Origin of the sequence: Pseudomonas sp. DVZ6 (assembly GCF_024259445.1) — a bacterium.
In the GTDB taxonomy this organism is placed as follows: Bacteria; Pseudomonadota; Gammaproteobacteria; order Pseudomonadales; family Pseudomonadaceae; genus Aquipseudomonas; species Aquipseudomonas peradeniyensis.
This window is the reverse complement of record NZ_JANCLM010000023.1, coordinates 54269-73903: the sequence shown is the minus strand read 5'-3', so window position 1 is coordinate 73903 and position 19635 is coordinate 54269. Positions and strand designations below refer to the sequence as shown.

The 19635-nt window shown below is 65.1% G+C and carries 17 protein-coding genes and 1 tRNA gene; 4 read left to right on the top strand and 14 right to left on the bottom strand.

The features are described from left to right. Positions 1 to 47 precede the first annotated feature (47 nt). The 10 genes from NMG10_RS15015 to NMG10_RS14970 form a co-directional block, all read right to left on the bottom strand. Complete coding sequence (locus tag NMG10_RS15015) at positions 48 to 1874, bottom strand: S9 family peptidase (protein ID WP_232855062.1); 1827 nt, start codon at positions 1872 to 1874, stop codon at positions 48 to 50. Beyond that, positions 1855 to 3003 (bottom strand): pyrroloquinoline quinone biosynthesis protein PqqE, encoded by a 1149-nt coding sequence (gene pqqE / locus NMG10_RS15010; protein ID WP_203649866.1) that lies wholly within the window; start codon positions 3001 to 3003, stop codon positions 1855 to 1857. Before pqqE ends, NMG10_RS15015 begins: the two co-directional genes overlap by 20 nt. After that, the gene (gene pqqD / locus NMG10_RS15005; protein WP_203649868.1) at positions 2975 to 3250 is read right to left on the bottom strand and encodes a pyrroloquinoline quinone biosynthesis peptide chaperone PqqD; all 276 of its coding nucleotides are present in this window, start codon (positions 3248 to 3250) and stop codon (positions 2975 to 2977) included. The genes pqqE and pqqD overlap by 29 nt, the downstream gene beginning before the upstream one ends. After that, the gene (gene pqqC / locus NMG10_RS15000; RefSeq protein WP_203649870.1) at positions 3247 to 4002 is read right to left on the bottom strand and encodes a pyrroloquinoline-quinone synthase PqqC; all 756 of its coding nucleotides are present in this window, start codon (positions 4000 to 4002) and stop codon (positions 3247 to 3249) included. The genes pqqD and pqqC overlap by 4 nt, the downstream gene beginning before the upstream one ends. A 118-nt stretch (positions 4003 to 4120) precedes the next feature. Continuing rightward, a complete protein-coding gene (gene pqqB, locus NMG10_RS14995) occupies positions 4121 to 5032 on the bottom strand; it encodes a pyrroloquinoline quinone biosynthesis protein PqqB (protein WP_232855063.1) in 912 nt (303 codons plus the stop codon). A 91-nt stretch (positions 5033 to 5123) separates the two neighbouring features. Beyond that, a complete protein-coding gene (pqqA, locus tag NMG10_RS14990) occupies positions 5124 to 5195 on the bottom strand; it encodes a pyrroloquinoline quinone precursor peptide PqqA (protein ID WP_003243383.1) in 72 nt (23 codons plus the stop codon). A gap of 170 nt (positions 5196 to 5365) precedes the next feature. Beyond that, positions 5366 to 7681 carry a pyrroloquinoline quinone biosynthesis protein PqqF gene (gene pqqF / locus NMG10_RS14985; protein WP_254464611.1) on the bottom strand — a complete coding sequence of 772 codons (2316 nt, stop codon included), beginning with the start codon at positions 7679 to 7681 and terminating at the stop codon, positions 5366 to 5368. A gap of 180 nt (positions 7682 to 7861) precedes the next feature. Beyond that, complete coding sequence (locus NMG10_RS14980; protein WP_232855065.1) at positions 7862 to 8644, bottom strand: carbon-nitrogen hydrolase family protein; 783 nt, start codon at positions 8642 to 8644, stop codon at positions 7862 to 7864. Positions 8645 to 8660: 16 nt separating this feature from the next. Further along, positions 8661 to 10343: an NAD(P)/FAD-dependent oxidoreductase gene (locus NMG10_RS14975; protein WP_232855066.1), complete on the bottom strand. Its 1683-nt coding sequence runs from the start codon at positions 10341 to 10343 to the stop codon at positions 8661 to 8663. Positions 10344 to 10503: 160 nt separating this feature from the next. Beyond that, entirely contained in the window at positions 10504 to 10818 is a 315-nt protein-coding gene (locus tag NMG10_RS14970) for a DNA-binding transcriptional regulator (RefSeq protein WP_096049206.1), read from the bottom strand. 551 nt (positions 10819 to 11369) lie between these two features. Between NMG10_RS14970 and NMG10_RS14965 the strand changes: the two genes are divergently transcribed. Beyond that, positions 11370 to 11660, top strand: a complete 291-nt coding sequence (locus NMG10_RS14965; RefSeq protein WP_232855067.1) for a DUF3077 domain-containing protein — start codon at positions 11370 to 11372, stop codon at positions 11658 to 11660. A 16-nt stretch (positions 11661 to 11676) separates the two neighbouring features. On the opposite strand, the gene NMG10_RS14960 is transcribed toward NMG10_RS14965, so the two are convergent. Then, complete coding sequence (locus NMG10_RS14960) at positions 11677 to 12138, bottom strand: Lrp/AsnC family transcriptional regulator (RefSeq protein ID WP_088852407.1); 462 nt, start codon at positions 12136 to 12138, stop codon at positions 11677 to 11679. Positions 12139 to 12294: 156 nt separating this feature from the next. Here NMG10_RS14960 and NMG10_RS14955 point away from each other — a divergent pair, with 156 nt between their 5' ends. Continuing rightward, positions 12295 to 12990 (top strand): CatB-related O-acetyltransferase, encoded by a 696-nt coding sequence (locus tag NMG10_RS14955; RefSeq protein WP_232855068.1) that lies wholly within the window; start codon positions 12295 to 12297, stop codon positions 12988 to 12990. A gap of 54 nt (positions 12991 to 13044) precedes the next feature. Here NMG10_RS14955 and NMG10_RS14950 read toward each other — a convergent pair whose 3' ends face one another. Then, positions 13045 to 13416: a hypothetical protein gene (locus tag NMG10_RS14950; protein ID WP_046857393.1), complete on the bottom strand. Its 372-nt coding sequence runs from the start codon at positions 13414 to 13416 to the stop codon at positions 13045 to 13047. A gap of 451 nt (positions 13417 to 13867) precedes the next feature. Between NMG10_RS14950 and NMG10_RS14945 the strand changes: the two genes are divergently transcribed. After that, entirely contained in the window at positions 13868 to 15004 is a 1137-nt protein-coding gene (locus NMG10_RS14945) for an RNA ligase RtcB family protein (protein WP_232855069.1), read from the top strand. Then, positions 15004 to 15624, top strand: a complete 621-nt coding sequence (gene prfH / locus NMG10_RS14940; RefSeq protein ID WP_232855070.1) for a peptide chain release factor H — start codon at positions 15004 to 15006, stop codon at positions 15622 to 15624. The genes NMG10_RS14945 and prfH overlap by 1 nt, the downstream gene beginning before the upstream one ends. 80 nt (positions 15625 to 15704) lie before the next feature. Here the strand turns inward: prfH and NMG10_RS14935 are convergent. Then, positions 15705 to 15781, bottom strand: a tRNA-Ile gene (locus NMG10_RS14935). Positions 15782 to 15798: 17 nt separating this feature from the next. Continuing rightward, positions 15799 to 19542, bottom strand: coding sequence for a bifunctional diguanylate cyclase/phosphodiesterase (locus NMG10_RS14930; RefSeq protein ID WP_254464610.1), 3744 nt, complete (start codon positions 19540 to 19542; stop codon positions 15799 to 15801). Between the last annotated feature and the right edge of the window lie 93 nt (positions 19543 to 19635).

Genomic DNA, 19635 nt, shown 5'->3' with positions numbered 1-19635 from the left:
ATATCGCCGGGGCCGCTTCGCGGCCCTTTCGCGGCACAAGGCCGCTCCTACAGGGATGGCGTTGCCTGGCTTAGCAACCGGCAGTAGAACTTCCACTCCTCCTCGAGCGCATGCGCCAGGTTCGCCGCCTGGCGAAAGCCATGTCGCTCGCCCGCGTAGAAATGCCCCTCGGCCTCGATACCCTTGGCCTTGAGCGCTTCAAGCATGCTGCGGGTCTGCTCCGGCACCACCACCGCGTCCAGCTCACCCTGGAAGAAAATCACCGGCACCTTGATCTGCCCGGCGTGCAGCAGGGGCGTGCGCTGGCGATAACGCTCGGCATCGCGCCGGGGGTCGCCGATCAGCCAGTCCAGGTAGTCGCCTTCGAACTTGTGGGTGGCCCGGCCCAGCGCCTCGGGGTCGCTGACACCGTACAGGCTGGCGCCGCCGCGGAAGACGTCCCGGAAGGCCAGGGCGCAAAGGGTGGTGTAGCCGCCGGCGCTGCCGCCACGAATGAAGGCCTGATCAGGGTCGATCAGGCCCAGGCCGGCAAGATGGGCGACCGCCGCGCAGGCATCTTCCACATCACTCGCTCCCCAGTTCAGGTGCAGTGCCTGGCGGTAGGCGCGACCATAGCCGCTGCTGCCCCGGTAGTTGAGGTCGGCGACGGCAAAGCCGCGCTGGGTCCAGTACTGGATGCGCGGGTCGAGCACCGGGTAGCAGGCCGAAGTCGGGCCGCCGTGAATGAACACCACCAGCGGCGATGGCCCATCCGAGCCTTGCATGGCCGGGTAGAAGAATCCGTTGGCCTCGCCTTCGCCACTGGCGTAACGGATCGGCTGTGGGAGGCTGATGTCCTCGGCGGGCAGCACCTCGGCGCCACCTGCCAGCACCTGGACTTCGTGGCTGCGCCGGTCGATGGCGATCACGGCCGCTGGGCTGATCGGCGAGGCGGCTACGGCGTAGAGCTGTCCGTCATCCAGCGCCAGGCTACGGAAACGCGTGTACGCACTGGCATAACGCTCCACTTCGCCATCGGCGCGGCGCAGCCCCAGTTGCCCGAAACCGTCCTCGAACCAGCTGGCCAGATAGCTGACGGGGCCAAGGGCCAGCCAGGTGCTGGCGCCCAGTTGCCAGGGGGCGGCGGCATGGTCGGCGAGCGCGGCGGGCAGGCGTTGCCAGTGGCCGTCGAGTTCGCCCCAGGGCTGCCAGAAACCGTCGCGGTCGGACAGGCAATACAAGCGGCCTTGCTCATCGAAGCGTGGCTGTTGCAGCGATTCGTCCTGCCCGGCGATGCAGCGTGCCGGGCCCCAGGCGCCAGACGGTTCGCGTTCCCGGCACATCAGGCGGGTGACGGTCCAGGGTTGGGCCGGGCGGTCCCACTCGATCCAGGCCAGGCGTTCCCCATCGTGGCTCAGCGTGGGCGAGGCGTAGAAGTCGGCCCCTTCGGCCAGGATTTGTCGATGCTCCGGCGAGAGGCTCACCAGGCGATGCACGACCTGTTCGCCATGCTGCTCTTCGACGGCGAGCACCTGGCCGGCCTGCCACTGCACATCGCCATAGCGGCAGTCGTCGGCGTGGGTAAGCGGGCGCGGTGGGCTGCCATCCAGGGCCTGCAGGTAGACCTGTTGGTCCTTTTCGTTGACGAATACCAGCCCGTCGTCGCCCAGGCAGAAGCTGCCGCCACCGTACTCATAGACCCGGCTGCGCACACTGAATCCGTCCGGGGTCAGGCAGCGGGCCTGCTGATCGCGCCAGTGCCAGACCCGGCAGGCGCCATCGGCGGGGCGGAACTCGTTCCAGAACACACCTTGCGCGCCGACCTTGAGCTCGGCGAAGTCGGTGCCGGCGGCCACCGCCTGGGCGGCGCTGAACTCAGCCACGGGCGATGACATGGGAATTGCGCTCGTTGCGGAAGGTCATTTGTTCGATCTCCAGCGTTGCGTGTTCGGCCTCCTCGCGGGCCTTGAGGATGATGCCATGGTCCGGCGACTTGGCGCACACCGGGTCCGCCTTGCTGGCGTCGCCGGTGAGCATGAAGGCCTGGCAACGGCAGCCGCCGAAGTCCTTTTCCTTCTCGTCGCATGAGCGGCACGGTTCGGGCATCCAGTCATAGCCACGGAAGCGGTTGAAACCGAACGAGTCGTACCAGATATGCCGCAGGTCGTGGTCGCGCACATTGGGGAACTGCACCGGCAGCTGGCGCGCGCCATGGCAGGGCAACGCGGTGCCATCCGGCGTGATGGTCAGGAACAGGCTGCCCCAGCCGTTCATGCAGGCCTTGGGGCGCTCTTCGTAGTAGTCCGGGGTGACGAAGATCAGCTTGCACGGCTTGCCTTCGGCCTTGAGCTTGTCCCGGTACTCGTTGGTGATGCGCTCGGCCCTCTCCAGCTGGGCGCGGGTCGGCAGCAGGCCCAGGCGGTTGAGGTGCGCCCAGCCGTAGAACTGGCAGGTGGCCAGCTCTACGAAGTCGGCTTCAAGGGCCAGGCACAGCTCGATGATGCGGTCGATCTTGTCGATATTGTGCCGATGGGTGACGAAATTGAGCACCATCGGGTAGCCATGGGCCTTCACCGCCCGGGCCATCTCCAGCTTCTGCGCGAAGGCTTTCTTCGAGCCGGCCAGCAGGTTGTTCACCTGCTCGTCGCTGGCCTGGAAGCTGATCTGGATATGGTCCAGTCCGGCCTGCTTGAACGCGGCGATCTTCTGCTCGGTCAGGCCGATGCCGGAGGTGATCAGGTTGGTGTAGTAGCCCAGGCGCCGGGCTTCGCCGATCAGATCGGCGAGGTCCTGGCGCACCAGCGGCTCGCCGCCGGAAAAGCCGATCTGCGCGGCGCCCATCTCGCGGGCTTCGGCCATCACCTTGAACCACTGCTCGGTGCTCAGTTCCTTGCCTTGCTCGGCGAAGTCCAGCGGGTTGGAGCAGTACGGGCACTGCAGCGGGCAGCGGTAGGTGAGTTCGGCCAGCAGCCACAGCGGCAGGCCTACCGGTACCTCAGGCGAGGGTGATCCAGTGTTCGGCACGGGCCACCTCCATGAATTGCTCGATGTCGTCGGCGACTTCGGGCACACCGGGGAACTGCTGCTCGAGTTCGGCGATGATCAAAGCGACACTGCGCTGGCCATCGATGAGCCCGCCGATCAGCCCGGCGCTGTCGTTGAGCTTGATCATCCCCTCGGGGTACAGCAGCACATGGCCCTTCTGCGCCGGCTCGTACTGGAAACGGTAGCCGGGGCGCCAGGCGGGCACCTGTTGACGGTCGAAACTCATAGGGTGATCCCCTTGTGCCAGACCCGCTCGCGGGTGACGCTGTGATAGGGCGGGCGGTTCAGTTCATAGGCCATGCTCATGGCGTCGAGCATGCTCCACAGGATATCCAGCTTGAACTGCAGGATCTGCAGCATGCGTTCCTGCCCCTCGCGGGTGGTGTAGTGCTGCAGGGTGATCGCCAGGCCGTGCTCCACATCGCGCCGGGCCTGGCCCAGGCGGGTGCGGAAGTATTCGTAGCCGGCCGGGTCGATCCACGGATAGTGCTGCGGCCAGCTGTCCAGGCGCGACTGGTGGATCTGCGGGGCGAACAGCTCGGTCAGCGAGCTGCTGGCGGCTTCCTGCCAGCTGGCGCGGCGGGCGAAGTTGACATAGGCGTCGACCGCGAAACGCACGCCGGGCAGCACCAGCTCCTGGCTGCGCAGCTGGTCGGGGTCCAGGCCCACGGCCTGGCCGAGGCGCAACCAGGCCTCGATGCCGCCGTCCTCGCCGGGCGCGCCATCGTGGTCGAGCAGGCGCTGGATCCACTCGCGGCGCACTTCGCGGTCCGGGCAGTTGGCCAGGATCGCGGCATCCTTCATCGGGATGTTGACCTGGTAGTAAAAGCGGTTGGCCACCCAGCCCTGGATCTGCTCGCGGCTGGCGCGGCCTTCATACATCGCCACATGGTAGGGGTGATGGATGTGGTAGTAGGCGCCCTTGGCGCGCAGGGCCTGCTCGAACTCGGCAGGGGACAGGGGCATTGCATCGCTCATGGAGGGCTCCTGTGATGGTTCGTTGTACGTGGGAGCGGGCTTGACCCGCGATGGCGGCGTCAGCCTCACCATCGCTATCGCGGGGCAAGCCCGCTCCCACGTTGTGCAAGGGCTGCCCTTACAACTCGATGCTCATGCCATCGAAGGCGACTTCCACTCCGCGGCGGACCACTTCGGCACGCTCGGGCGAGTCCTCATCGAGGATCGGGTTGGTGTTGTTGATGTGGATAAGCACCTTGCGCTGGCGCGGGAAGCCATCCAGTACCTCGAGCATGCCGCCCGCGCCGTTCTGCGCCAGATGGCCCATCTCGCGGCCGGTGCGGGTGCCGACGCCGCGGCGCTGCATCTCATCATCCTCCCACAGGGTGCCGTCGACCAGCAGGCAGTCGGCGCCGTGCATCATCTCCAGCAGCTTGGCGTCGACCTGGCCCAGGCCCGGCGCGTAGAACAGCTTGCCGCCGGTGCGGGTGTCCTCCACCAGCAGCCCGAGGTTGTCGCCCGGGTGCGGGTCGAAGCGGTGCGGGGAGTAGGGCGGCGCGGCGCTGCGCAGGGGGAAGGGGGTGAGGCGCAGGTTCGGGCAGGCGTCGATGACGAAGCTGCCTTCGAGCTCGATGCGGTTCCACACCAGGCCGCCGTTCCAGTGGCTGAGCATGTTGAACAGCGGAAAACCGGTGGTCAGGTCCTGGTGGACCATGTCGGTGCACCACACCTGGTGCGGGCAGCCCTCGCGCAGGCTGAGCAGGCCGGTGGTGTGGTCGATCTGGCTGTCGAGCAGGACGATGGCGTCGATACCGGTGTCGCGCAGGGCGCGTGCCGGCTGCATCGGCGCGAACGCCTGGAGCTGTGCGCGGATGTCCGGCGAGGCATTGCACAGGATCCAGTGCTCGCCGTCGTCGGACAGGGCGATGGACGACTGGGTGCGCGCCGTGGCACGCAGGGTACCGTCACGGTAGCCCTTGCAGTTGGCGCAGTTGCAGTTCCACTGGGGGAACCCGCCACCGGCGGCGGAACCGAGGATCTGGATGTACATGGGTACTCTCTAGCCGGAAAGGTTAGCCCGAAAGCCGTATCGGAAAAACGCAAACGCCCCGGCGGGCCGAGGCGTCGAACCGCGCAGACGCTTAACGGTTGGCGAAGTACATGGTCACTTCGAAGCCGATACGCAGGTCAGTGTATGCAGGTTTGGTCCACATGGGCTTGCTCCTTCCGGATGGGGTTTGGGGTGGTCGGCTCACTATTGGGTACTCCCCGGAGAGAGAGGTTCCATTGGCCGAGATTGCGCTATCTTACAAGAAAAATTTGTACCGAAAGGTTAATTCTTCGAAAAGCGCCATTGCATTTGCGGTAACAATCCCGCCTTTTTTCATAGCCATTCGGCGTCCGGGGCGGCGGCATTGGCCAGGCACAACCAACCGTGGCTGGCATCGAGCAACTGCTGGAGCAATGCATCCAGCTGGCCTTGTTCGACATTGAGGATAGACCCTCGCATGCGCGACAGGTCGGCATTGTGTGTCGCGATATGTGCCTGCCAGGCCCATTGCGTGATATCGGCGTTGGCCATCGCTGTCTCGTCGAACTGATCGGCCAGCTGCGCTCGTGCCGCTGGGGCCAGCGCGACGCCCTGGCGCAGCAGGTCCAGCAGATGGCCGAGGATCTGCGCGTGGCCGGCGTGCGGCGATTGCACGCCGAACAGCAGCCCGGCGTAGCCTTCGATCTGACGAAAGGCGCTGAACACGGCGTAACCCAGCTGCAGCTCGACGCGCAGGCGCTGATAGAACGGGCCTTGCAGCACGTGGGCGAGCAGTCGTCCGGCGGCCTGCAGATCAACCGGCAGTGGACAGAACAGCAACAGCGCGGGCTCGCTGCCCAAGGTCGGGATCTGCCGCCAGTGGCGTCCGAGGATCGGGCGCGCTGGCGAGGGGGCGATGGGTTGTCCCATGAGGCCTTGCAGTGCCGTGCCCAGGGCGCCCTGTTGGGCGGGGGCGAACCCTTGTGCCAATCCCTGCCAGCGTGCCTGCTGCCAGAGTGCGTCGAGCTGCGACTGGTCCAGGGTGCAGGCTGGCTGCGGTTGCTTTTCACCCGTCAGTAAGGCGTCCGGCAGTGCCTTCAGCAGGGCACGGATCGGAATCAGCGGCGGTTCGGCTGCCGCTGGCGAGTGCCAATGCTTTCGGGTCGGCGCGCGCAGCAAGGTCAGGGCTTCCTGCGTGGCAATGATCACGGCCAGCGGATGCCCCGCCAGGCGCAACTGCCAGTGCTCGCCAAGGGTCTCGAAGCCCAGTTGCAGCGCCGCCTGCGCGGCACGTTCGCGCAGGGGTTGCAGGCTGTGTTGCAGAACGACCTGCATGCGCTGACGCAGCGGCGAAGGAATGTGCCAACGCAGGTCGAGGGTCGCAAACTGGCGAGAGGGCGGCAGGCAGTCGCCGATATCGAGCCCTGCTGGCAACAGCGTACTGAGCGTGGGTAGTTCGGTTGCCAGCAGCGCTTCATCGGCAGGCAATTGCCAGTCTCCGACAGCCGAGAAAGGCAAGTCCCACAGCAGTGCGGCGAAGGCGTCCAGGCCTTGTGTCCCGAGCCCTGCGAAAGGCCGGCCGGCACTGTCGCGCTGGGCCAGTTCCAGTGCGCTGGCGGCCTGTTCATGGCGTTGCTGCAGGCGGGTGAAGCGATCGTTCAGTTGCTTGTGGTCCTGTTGCCGCAGAAAACCCAGCCAGCCGTGCAGCAGCTCCCGGGTCTTGTCCAGGCAGGCCTGGTCCGACAGCTGCAGCTGGACATGCCAGAGCAACTGCCCGGCATGGGCGTGGAGTTGTTGCGCCTTGCAGCCCTGCAGCCAGCCGCGCCGGCGCAAGGCGTCCAGCCAGCCGCCGGGCCGGCTGTCGGTGAGCTGGGCCAGCAGCAGTTCGAGCGCCTGTTCCGCGCCATCCGGCAGTCCGTCATGGGCGAACAGCAGGTCGTGGCGGTTGCCCCAGGCGTCTGGTTGGTGCAGCGGCGCGTCGAGCAAGGCGGGTGGCCGTTGCCGGGTGACGCTTTCGCCCTTGGCGAACAGCCCGCCGAACTGCCTGCCCAGGTGCGCCAGCTCTTCCAGCGGCTGCGGGCCGGCCAGGCTCAGGGTGAGTTGCCCGCCCTGGTAGAAGTCGTGGTGGAACTGCCTCAGTCCTTGCTGGAAGGCCTGGCTTTCCAGCGGCAGGCTATGACGGTTGCCAGCATGGAAGCCGCTCAGCGGATGGCGCGCCGACACCGACTGCAACAGGGCGAACTGACGCTGTGCCTCGGGGTTGCGCGACCAGGCGATGAACTCGGCATGGATCACCTCCCGCTCGCGGCGCTGGCGTTCGATGGCGAAGTCCGGCTCGGCGAGCATTTGGCACAGACGCTCCAGCCCACCAGCCAGCGCCACGGGGGGCACTTCGAAGAAGAAGTCGGTGGTGCGCTCGCGGGTGCTGGCGTTGACCTGGCCACCCAGGCCCTGGACGTAGCGCATCAGGCCGTCGTCCAGCGGAAAACGCCTGTTACCGAGGAAGAACAGGTGTTCGAGAAAGTGCGCCAGGCCCGGCCAGCGCGCTGGTGCGTCGTGGCTGCCGGCATGCACCCGCAGCGCAGCCGCCGCGCGCTTGAGGCGTGGCGCGTGGCGCAGGGTCAGGTGCAGGCCGTTGGCGAGGGTGAGGTGGCGAATGGCATCGGACATGACGCCATGCTAGCGCGCAATGCCGAGGTTGTCTGTTCTGGCCTTTTCGCGGCACAAGGCCGCTCCTACAGGCGACCGCGCCCCCCTGTAGGAGCGGCCTTGTGCCGCGAAAGGGCTGCAAAGCAGCCCCGGCAGCTCCAAGCCGAGCGCCAATTCTCAACACCCTGAAAGGACTGGCTGTTAATGCAGATCCCGACGCAAGTCCGCCAGGTAGGGAAACGCCTCCCGCCCTTTCAATACCCGCTCACGCTGCAGGTCTGCCAATAACAGTCCTTCCTCATCCCCGCCCATCACCAGCACATCACCATCCGGCCCGACGATGCTGCTCTGCCCGCAATACCGGATCTCGCCCTCGCTGCCGCAGTAGTTGGCGTACACCAGATAACACTGGTTCTCCTGCGCCCGCGAGCGCACGGTCACCTGACAGACGAAGTCATAAGGCGCCATGTTCGCCGTCGGCACCAGGATCAGCTCGGCACCGTTCAGCGCCAGGCGCCGGGCGTTTTCCGGGAACTCGATGTCGTAGCAGATCAGCAGCCCGACCTTCCAGCCGTCCAGCTCGACCACCGGGAAGTGATCGGCGCCCGGGCTGAACATCGAGCGGTCCAGCTCGCCGAACAGGTGGGTCTTGCGGTAGTTGCACAGGCTGCGGCCATGGGCGTCGATCAGTTGCACGCTGTTGTGGATCGACCCGTCCTCGGCCCGCTCCGGATAGCCATAGACGATGGCGATCCGGTGCGCCTGGGCGATCTCGACGACGCTCATGGCCGAGGGGCCGTCCTCGGCCTCGGCCAGACGTTCCACCTGGTCCAGGCCGATGTTGTAGCCGCTGAGGAACATCTCCGGGCACACCAGCAACTGCGCGCCACGGGCGGCCGCCTGCTGGGCCTGGTGCTGCAGGCGCTCGAGGTTGCCGGGCACGTCCAACGGCTTGGGCGTGCCCTGGAACAGGGCGATGCGCATGGCGCTACTCCTACGCTCAGTCGGCCAGGGCGATCGGGCCGATCTCGTGGAACACATCGCCCGGGCCGGGGTTGTCCGGGTGGGTCTGGCCACCGAAGTGGTTGATGATACCCCACACCGCGTTCAGCGAAGTCTGCACCGCGCCTTCCACCCAGGCCGGGGTCCACGACACGTCGTCACCGGCGATGAAGATGCCGCGCTGTTCGGCGGGCATGTCCTGCTGCATGAAATGCGCGTACATGCGCTGGTTGTAGCGGTAGTGGCCCGGCAGCGCGCCCTTGAAGGCGCCGAGGAAGTGCGGGTCGGCCTCCCACGAGATGGTGATCGGGTCGCCGATGATATGCCCGGCGATATCGGTCTTGGGGTAGATCTTCTTCAGTGCGTCGAGGGCCAGTTGCACGCGCTTTTCGGTCGGGTGCGGCAGCATCTTCAGGGCGTCGCTCATCCAGGCGTAGGACAGGCAGATCACCCCTGGTTTGTCGTCGCCGTTGTCGAACAGGTAGGTGCCGCGGGTCAGGCGATCGGTGAGGGTCATGCTCATCAGGTCGCGGCCGGTTTCCGGGTCCTTGTCCTTCCAGAACGGCCGGTCGACCATGACGAAGGTCTTCGACGACTGCATGTAGCGGGTGCGGTCCAGGGCCATCCACATCTTCTGCGAGAACAGCGACTCCTCGCAGTCGATCTGGGTGGTCAGCAGCCAGCTCTGGCAGGTGGTGAGCACCGCCGCGTAATGGCGCACGTCGCCGTAGTTGTCGGTGACCGCCAGGCGGCCATCGGCGGCGCGGGCGATGCGCTTGACCCCGGTGCGTGGCGCGCCGCCGTGCAGGCCGCTGAGGCTGGTGCCGGCCGGCCAGTGGGCGCAACGTTCCGGTACATGGCGCCAGATGCCCTGCGGCACCTGCTCGACGCCGCCGACCACCAGGTGCTGGTGATCGTCGCAGTTGGTCATCACCACGCGGAAGATTTCCAGCATCGAGTTGGGGAAGTCCGAATCCCAGCCGCCGGTGCCGAAGCCGACCTGGCCGAACACTTCGCGGTGCTGGAAGCTCAGCTTGGCGAACGAGCGCGAGGTGGCGACGAAGTCATAGAAGGTGCGGTCGTCCCACAGTGGCACGAGCTTGTTCCACAGGTCCTTGAGGCGCGGCACGTCGCGGTCGCGGATGGCCTGCTGGATATCACCGAACTGCGCGCCGCTCTCCAGGGCGTCGGCCCAGGCCTCGGCCACTTCGTGGAACAGCTGCGGCAGGTCGGCGGATTTCTCGGCGTAGTAGGTCTGGCCTTCCAGGTCGATGACCGTGCTGCCCGATGCGGGGGTCAGCGGGTTGGGGAAGGGCTTGGTCTCCAGGCCCAGCTTGTCGACGTAGTGGTAGAACGCCGTGGACGACACCGGGAAGCGCATGCCACCCAGTTCGGCGACGATGCCGTCGGTGCCGTTGAACGCCTGCGAGCGCAGCCGGCCACCCAGCTTGGAGGCTTCATACACCACGGGCTTGAGGCCCAGCTTCATCAGCTCGTAGGCCGCCACCAGCCCGGCGATACCGCCACCGACGATCGCCACCTCTTCGCCATGGCGCTCCTTGGGAATGCTGCCCAGGCCGGCCGGGTGCTCCAGCCAGTCGTCGAAGGCGAAGGGGAAGTCGGGGCCGAAGATGGTGATGGGTTTCTTGCCGTCGGCGGGGTGGCGGTTTTTCTTGTTCATGTAATGACCTTGCCAGGGGCTGCGCAGGGGGCGGAGCCTGAGTATAGAGAATGCCTGGTGGCCATTTTATGAAGTGGGGTGCTCGTTATTAAGGTGCAGAGTGGCGTCGTTATGTGCTTTGTTTCGTCTTAATGATTCATATTTATTCAATACTGACGAATCAGCTCAGCGATGCCAGATGCTCGACGGTTTCAGGGTACTTCTGCACCAGTCGAATCAGCGCCACGGCCTGGGCGTTGGGCTTTGAGCGGCCCTGTTCCCAGCTCTCCAGGGTGCGGGCGTTGGTGCGCAGGTAAGCGGCAAACACCGCCCGGGACATGTTCAGGCGCTGGCGCAGTTCGGTCAGTTCGTTGGGGGCCAGCGGGGCAAGCTCCTCGAAGGTCACCTTGTGCGAGCGCAGGGTCAGTTTGCCGGCGCGCTCATCGGCGAGGGCGTCGAAGCCTTCGGTGAGTTCAGTGAAGATGTTGCGTGGCATTGGTGGCTCCTGCTTTTCAGGTGCGCCATGTTGCCATTTCTGTACGTGATCTACGTATAGAAAATTACTTTCAAGTTGTTTCATTTGGCGGGTTCCCAAGTCTTGAGGCGAGATACATACCTTGTGGGAGCGGGCTTGCCCCGCGAATTGGGCCGCATAGTGATTATCGGGTTATGGCACGGGCTCCGCCCGTGATCGCGGGGCAAGCCCGCTCCCACAAAGTCTACGTCGCGCTGGAGAGAATCAGCTTGGTCCTACAGAGACATGTAATAACAGGAAGTATCCTACGAGCCATGTAGCCTCGGTCTGGCAGTTTGGGAGAACCCTTCGCGGTTAACTTCAGCCGGTCACCGCCTATTCGGTGAGCGGGCGTGAGAACCCTCTTCCAACTTGAGCGCCGAGGCATGCGTTATGGCAGCCTTGCGCGGGCAGGCTTTTGCCTGGCCGGTTTCCAAGTTGGCCGGATTCTCACCCCGCGTACGGCTGCCACCCAATTCCCGTGAGAAGGATGCAGATGGCAGTAATCCCTGGCTCAACTTGGATACTGCGCTATGAAAAAGATCGTCCCCGACCCACCCCTTTCCCTGAACCCAACCACCGAGCAGTCCTTCTGCTCCTGCCAGTCCAGTCATCCCCCCATCTTCACCGTGCGCCCCGGCGTCGATGCCGCCGACGCCCTGGTCCACGCCAGCATGCTGGCCCGGGCCATCCAGGAAATCGCCGACGACTACGCCCAGCACCATGCCCCCGAGGCGGGGAGGGCGATGATCTGGTCGATCCTGCATTCGGCGGAAACGGTGCGCGCGCTGCTGGAAGGGCTGCTCGACGCGATGGAGGCCTGAGGGCCGGGCGCCGCGGTCAGCCCGGCTGGCCGCGGTCCACCTTGCTGCTGAGGATGATCGACGTGGTGGTCTTCTCCACCCCGTCGAGGCTGCCGATCAGGTCGAGCAACTGGTCCAGTTGCTCCGGCGAGTCGCTGAGCAGCCAGGCCACGTAGTCGAACTCGCCACTGACCGCGCACAACTGCTGGACCTGCCCCATGGCGCTGAGGTGGCGCACGATGTCCTTGCCCGAGCGCGGCTGCGCCTTGATCCCCACGTACGCCTGCAGGCCGCCGCCGATCAGGCGCTGGCCCAGGCGCACGCCATAGCCGGTGATCACCTTGTTGCGCTCCAGGCGCTCGAGCCGCGAGTTCACCGTGGTGCGGGCGATGCCCAGCTGGCGGGCGAGGGTGGCGACGCTTTCGCGGGCATTGATCTGCAGCAGCGCGATCAACTGGCGATCGATGGCGTCAAGGGCGATGGAGGAGGTGGCCGGCATGGTAGGTCTCTTTTGTCGAGCTGCTAGCCTATGCAAGCGCGACCGCTTCGCGCAAGGCGTACAAAGGTGTCCGGGGCTGGCATTGCGCCGACAAGACGGTACGATGGCAGGCCGCTGCCATCGGGCAGCCTGGACCATGGCAGGAGTGATTGACCCATGAAGTTCAAGGACTGGTACTGGCGGCGATGGATTCGCCAACACGGTTGCAAGGTGAGCACAGGCATTTCCAAGTTCGGCAAGCGGGCGAAGCTGGCGCTCGAAGCCGAAGTGCGCATGGGCGATGTGGCGGTCAGCGCCGCCACCCTCGACGTCGCGATCGGGGCTCATACCTATATCCGCAGCGGCGGTTCGCTGCAGGTGGTCGAATCGATCGGGCGTTACTGCTCCATTGGCAGCGCGGTGGTCATCGGCCAGGAAAAATACGCTCACCCCACCGATTGGCTGAGTTCGCACCCTTTCCAGTTCACCGGCACCCAGTGGCAATACGAACCGCCGAGCACACCGGCACGTATCGGTCACGACGTGTGGATCGGCGAAGGCGCGATGATCATGGAAGGCGTCGAGGTGGGCACGGGCGCAATCATTGCCACCCGCGCCCTGGTCACCCGGGACGTACCGCCCTACGCCGTGGTGGCGGGCTTTCCGGCCAAGGTCGTGCGTTATCGATACCCGGAAGCGATGATCGAGCGCTTGCTCGCATCGCGCTGGTGGGAGCGCGATACCCGGCAGTTGCTGGAGCTGCCGCTGCATGACCCTGCCGCCTGTCTTGATCGGATCAGCGGGCTCGGTGAGGCAAGTTACGCGAGGATCGAGATTTCGCGGCGTGGCTGCAAGGTGCTGACGTCGGCTTGAATTGCCGAGAATCTGTCACGACCGGGGCTGCTGCGCAGCCCTGATCGGATTTGATCAACGTGACGCACTGGTCTGCGCCGTGGCGCAAGGCGACTTCAGGCCAGCAGTCATGCTCTCGACGTTGTCGAGCATCTGGTTGCCTTTGTTGACCTTCTGCGCGTTCTCCGCAAGCTGCATGCGTTGGTCATAGGTGGCTGAAGTGCCATTCATGCTGTTCTTGGTTTCGAGCACGGAGTTGGCGATGCTGAGCAGGCTGCGGCCGGTGGAGATCAGGTTGTCGGTCGCACTGGGCGTGCACGGGGCGTTGCCGCCGGCCATCTGGCTGGGCTGCTGGCCCTGGTTGTAGGAGCCCGGTGCCACGCAACCTGCGAGCGTGGCCAGCATCGGTACAACGAGCAGGGCCCCAAGCGTTCCTTGGATGTTCATGTGACGTTCCCTCGATCACTGGGCTCCGACCCGGTGCCGAAGCGATGGAGGGATTCTAGAAACGCGGCAGTAATGGCGAAATAGAACGGGTGTGCTAAAGGCACTTTGCCGCTGGTCAGCGCGACCCGAGCTACAAATCCAGGGGAAGCTGGGCACTGTACCGCCCGTGTATTGTTTTTTGTACCGCGGAGCGGCCAGGTTTTTCGGCCATGACGTTGTTCTCCTGGTGAAAATGTGATCAAGGTTGTTGCAAGGTGGCAATTACATACCTAAGATCCCCGCCTTCTCTCACCCGACAGCAAAGGAGGTACATCATGCAACAGTTGATCACCCTTTGCAGGTCGCGCCTGGCTTGAACGCATTCGCCGCTACTCGTTAGCGGTACCGCAACGCCCGGCCTCTGGCCTGCCAATCCGAACATCTTTTTGTTTCAACCCATCAGGATTGGACTATGGGCACTTGCATTCGCAATTTGTCCGACGGCGCCGTATTGGTCGCCGCGGACGACACCTGGATCGAAGGAAAAGCGATCCAACAACTCGAAACCACCGCTCGCCTAGGGGGCATGCATCGGGTGGCCGGCATGCCGGACCTGCATCCGGGGCGTGGCTATCCGGTCGGCGCGGCATTCTTTTCCGTGGGGCGTTTGTACCCGGCGCTGGTCGGCAATGACATCGGCTGTGGCATGGCGCTGTGGCGCACGGACATCCCGACCGCCAAGCTGCATCTGGACAAGCTGGAGAAACGCCTTGGCAACCTCGACCTGCCGCTCGACGAGACGTGGCAGGAGGCCGTCGCCAGCTTCGGTTTGCCTGCCACGGGGCACGAGCGTTCTCTAGGCACCATTGGTGGTGGTAACCACTTCGCCGAGCTGCAGCAACTCGATGAAAGCTACGACGATACGGCCCTGGCAGCCTTGAGCATCGAGCGCAAACACCTGCTGTTGCTGGTGCACAGCGGCTCGCGTGGTTTGGGCGAGGCGATCTTGCGTGAGCAGGTCGACCTGTTCGGTCATCACGGACTGGAGGCGGGCAGCGAGGCCAGCACTCATTACCTGGGCCGGCACGACGGCGCGCTGCGTTTTGCCGAAGCCAACCGTCAGTTGATTGCCCGGCGCATGCTCGACCGCTTGCGTGCCGATGGCGATGTACTGCTCGACATCAACCACAACCTGGTGTCGCCAGCGCAGGTCGACGGGCTCGATGGTTGGCTGCATCGCAAAGGCGCCACACCGTCGGATCAGGGGGCGGTGGTGATCCCTGGTTCGCGCGGCGACTACAGCTACTTGGTACAGCCGATCGCCGACGAGCGCAGCCTGTTGTCCCTGGCCCATGGCGCCGGACGCAAATGGATGCGCAGCGAGTGCAAGGACCGCCTCGCCTCGCGCTACAGCGTCGAGCAACTGAGTCGTACGGCACTAGGCAGCCGCGTGATCTGCGCCGACCGGGCGCTGATCTACGAGGAAGCGCCGGAGGCCTACAAGGCTATCGACTCGGTGGTGGGTGCCTTGCGTGAAGCGGGGTTGGTTCGCGTGCTGGCACGACTGAAACCGGTGCTCACCTACAAGACGCGCGGAGGGTGCTGCTGATGATCCTGCTGCAACTCTCGGCGGCTCAGGGGCCGGAAGAATGTGCCCTGGCAGTGGCCAAGGCATTGCTCAGGCTGCAGGCCGAAGCGGATGCCCAGGCCGTGGCGGTTCGGATACTCGAAGAAGAATCGGGGCCGCGGCGCGGTACCTTGCGCTCGGTGTTGCTGGCACTGGATGGTGAGCAGGCCGAGCGCCTGGCGGATCACTGGACGGGCTCGCTGCAATGGACGTGCAGCAGTCCGTACCGGCCGGGGCATGCGCGCAAGAACTGGTTCTTTGGGGGCGCACGGTTTGCGCCACCGGCACCGGAACTGGCGAGCGAGATCCACTTCGAGACCTTGCGTTCGTCCGGGCCGGGTGGCCAGCATGTCAACACCACCGACTCGGCAGTGCGCGCCACGCACCTGGCCAGCGGCGTCAGCGTCAAGGTACAGAGCGAGCGTAGCCAGCACGCCAACAAACGCTTGGCGCTGCTGCTCATCGGTCAACGCCTGGCGCAGCAGGCAGAGCAGGTCGACAGCGAACTGCGCGCGGAGCGGCGGTTGTTCCATCACCGCATCGAGCGTGGCAATCCCCGTCGGGTGTTTCGTGGCGAGCGCTTCGAGCCGGCTGACGAGTAGATTGTGTGCGAGACCATAGGACTGTATCTGAGGTGGTCCCGCCAAAAACGCAAAAGCCGCGCATCGCGCGGCTTTCTGTTTGGTGGGCCCACACGGACTCGAACCGTGGACCAAAGGATTATGAGTCCTCTGCTCTAACCAACTGAGCTATAGGCCCTCAGCAGGTGCGCAGGATTATAACGAGGGTTTCGATAGCGTGCCATCCGAAAGATCCGTTTGTGCTATGCGAAGAAAGGTCGCCGCGAACTCGTTCGGCGGCAGCGGCAGGCTGACGATGTAGCCCTGGATCTGTTCGCAGCCTTCGGCGGCCAGGAAGCGCTGTTGCGCCTGGTTTTCCACGCCTTCGGCAATGATCGTCAGCTGCATGCTGCGGCCCAGGGCGATGATGGCGCGGGCGATGGCGGCGTCGTGGGGATCGTCCGGCAGGCCGCGGATGAACGACTGGTCGATCTTGAGGATGTCCAGCGGCAGGCGCTTGAGGTAGCTGAGCGAGGAGTAGCCGGTGCCGAAGTCGTCGATGGCCAACTGCACGCCCAGCAGCTTGAGCTGATGCAGCACGCTCAGCGCTTCCTCGGCCTGGCTCATGATGAAGTTCTCGGTGATCTCCAGCTGCAGGTCGCCGGCTTTGAGCTGATAGCTGCGCAGCAGCTGTTCGATACGCCGGGCCAGGCTGGGCTGGCGCAACTGGGCACCGGCCAGGTTGATCGAGAGCGGGCCAAAGGCATGGTAGGCCTTCTTCCAGGCGTGCATCTGCCGGCAGGCCTGCTCCAGCACCCAGTCGCCGAGCTGCAGGATGGTGCCGTTCTCCTCGGCCAGGTGGATGAACTGCTCGGGCGGCACTTCGCCGAAAGTGGGATGGGTCCAGCGGACCAGCGCCTCTGCGCCGACCAGGCTCTGGGTCTTGAGGCTGAACTTGGGCTGATAGCACAGGCTCAGCTCGTTGCGCTCGATGGCGCGGCGTAGCTCGTGTTCCAGGGCAATGCGTTCGCTGGCCTGGGTGGTGAGCTCGCGGGTGTAGGCCTCGACGCGGTTGCGACCCTTGGCCTTGGAACGGTACATCGCGGCGTCGGCGTTGCGGATCAGGCTGGCGACATCGGTACCGTCCTGCGGGTACAAGCTGATACCGATGCTGGCGCTGGTGAAGAACTCGTGCTCGCCGGCCTGGAACGGCGCGTGGAAGCCGGCCAGCAGCTTGTTGGCGATGGCGCTGGCATCACTGGGCTTGTGCAGGCCGGGCAGGAGGATGATGAACTCGTCGCCGCCCAGGCGGGCCACGGTGTCCACGTCGCGCACCTGCTCCTTGAGGCGCTGGGCGATGCCCTTGAGCAGCAGGTCGCCCACCGGGTGGCCGAGGCTGTCGTTGATGTGCTTGAAGCGGTCGAGGTCGAGGAACAGCACCGCGCCCTGGCGATTGGATATCTGGGCGCAGTTCAGCGCGGCCTGCAGGCGACTTTCGAACAGGGCGCGGTTGGGCAGGCCGGTGAGCGGGTCGTGGTGGGCCTGGTAGTCGAGCTTGGCCTGGGCGTGCTTGAGGCTGGAGATGTCGGCGAACACGGCGACGAAGTGGGTGATCTCGCGCTCGTGGTTGCGCACGGCGCTGATGGTCAGCCAGCCGGGGTACAGCTCGCCGTTCTTGCGTTTGTTGAAGATCTCGCCCTGCCAGTGGCCCTCGGCGGTCAGCTGGTGCCACATGGCAACGTAGAAGGCACTGTCGTGCTGGCCGGAGGCGAGCAGGCGCGGGGTCTGGCCAAGGGCTTCGATCTCGCTGTAGCCGGTGATCTCGCTGAAGGCGCGGTTGACCGCGCTGATGCGCTGGTCGGTGTCGGTTATCAGCACGCCTTCGGCGGTGTTCTCGAACACCGTGGCGGCCAGTTGCAGCTTCTCCTGCATCAGGTGGCGCTCGGTAATGTCGCGGGCGATGGTCAGCATGCAGTCGACGCCGCCGATCGGCAGTGGCCGGGCGGACAGCTCGCAGAGGCGGATCTGTCCGTCGCTGCGGCGGATATGGCAGCTGAAGTCGCGCACGAAGCCATCGCGCTGTAGTTGATCGACCAGGCGCTGGCGTTCTCCGAGGTCGACCCAGATACCGAGGTCCAGCGAGGTCTGGTCAACCGTCGTGCTGACATCGTAGCCGGTCAGGCGGCAGAAGCCTTCGTTGACCTCCAGCAGCAGGCCGTCGCTCTGGCGCGACAGCAGCAGCCCGTCGGGGGAGGCGTGGAAGGCCTTGGCGAACTTCTCCTCGGAGGTCTGCAGTTGCTGCTGGGTTTCCTTGAGCTGGCTGATGTCGCGGATCGCCACCACCAGTGCCGGCATGCTGTCCAGTTCGAAGGTTTCGGCCGAGGTCAGGCCGGTGAACAGCTCGCCGTTGTTGCGCCGGAAGGTCATTTCCAGGTTGCGGATGCCGCCGCGGTGCAGGCGTTCGAGCAATGCCGGGCCGGTGCCGGCCACACCCCACAAGCCGAGCTCGGTGGCGGTGCGGCCGATCACTTGCGCAGGATTCAGGCCGATCAGCTCCTCGAACGCTTCGTTGACCTCCAGCAGGCAGCCGTCGCTGTGCCGGGCGATGATCAGGATGTCCGGGCATTGCTGGAACACCGAGGCGAACTTCTGCTCCGACAGGCGCAGGGCATCCTCGGTATGCTTGGTCTCGCTGATGTCGATCATCAGCCCGCGCATCAGCGACTTGTGGCCGTGCTCGATCATGCTGACGATATTGCGCACCCACAGGGTATGGCCGTCGGCGCGGATCACCCGGTAGTCGAGGCTGTGATCGCGTCCGGCCGCCGTTTCACTGTCGCAGTAGGCCTGCGCCCAGAGGGCATCCTCCGGGTGCAGGATGCTGCGCCAGAAGCCGGGCTTGAGCCACTCGCCCGTGGGGTAACCGAGCAGGTCCTCGGCGTGGGGCGAGACATAGCTGTAGCTGAAGTCGTTGGCATCGGCCTCCCAGGCCACCGCCGACAGGCTCTCGATCAGGCCGCGGTAGTGGTACTCGCTGCTGCGCAGCTCCTGTTCCAGGGCGATACGCCGGGAAATCTCCGAACTCAGGCGGCGGTTGATGCGGATCACCACCGCCAGGATGGCCATCAGCACCAGCACCGCCGGCAGGCCATAGAGCAGTACATCGTGCCAGAAGGTCCGCTGATCGACGACGTTGCCCACCCAGCGTTGCTGGATGTGGCTGACTTCACTGCTGCTCATGTCGGCCATCACCTTGTCGAGGATGCCGACCAGCACCTTTTGCTGACGGGGCACGGCCATGGCCAGCTGGTAGCGGTAAGGGGTCTCGCCGCTGACGTACAGGCCGTCCAGCTTTAGCTGACGCAGGCTCCAGATGCTCGAGGCGAGGTCGCCGACCACTGCGTCGACCTCGTCGGTGGCCAGTGCCTGCAGGGTCGAGCTGACGTTGGGCATGGCCACCAGGTTGAGGTCCGGGTGGTGGGTACGCAGCAGTTCGTGAGGGGCGTAGTTCTCCACCACGGCGATCTTCAGGCCGTAAAGGTCCTTGAGGTTGCGCGGTTGCGCGCCGCCGGAATGGGCGAGGATGACGATCGGGAAGTCCAGGTAGGGGCGGGTGAAGGCCAGGTAGTTCTGGCGCTCCGGGGTGGACATGATCCCGGGGAGCAGGTCGAGGCGGTTGCTGCGCGCCTGTTCGAGCACTTCGGTCCAGCTGCTGGGCTCTATCGGCTTGAGGGTGATCCCCAGGCGTTCCTGGATCAGGGCGATGTAATCGGCGGCCAATCCCTGGTAGCGACCTTCCTGGTCGCGGAATTCGAACGGCGGCCATGAAGCATCGACGCCCAGGCGCAGCTGTGGGTGGGCGCTGAGCCAGGCTTGTTCCTCGTCGGTCAGGGTCAGGGCGCCGGCCGTTGTGTTCCAGGCGAGCAGGAGCAGCAACAGGAAGGCCGGCATCATGGGCATAGCGGCCTCTCGATCAGGGGGACTGATTCGAGTGTAGACGGGCATCTCGCCCGCTGGGTAGACAGTGGCAACGACCTTCTGTCACATAAGAAA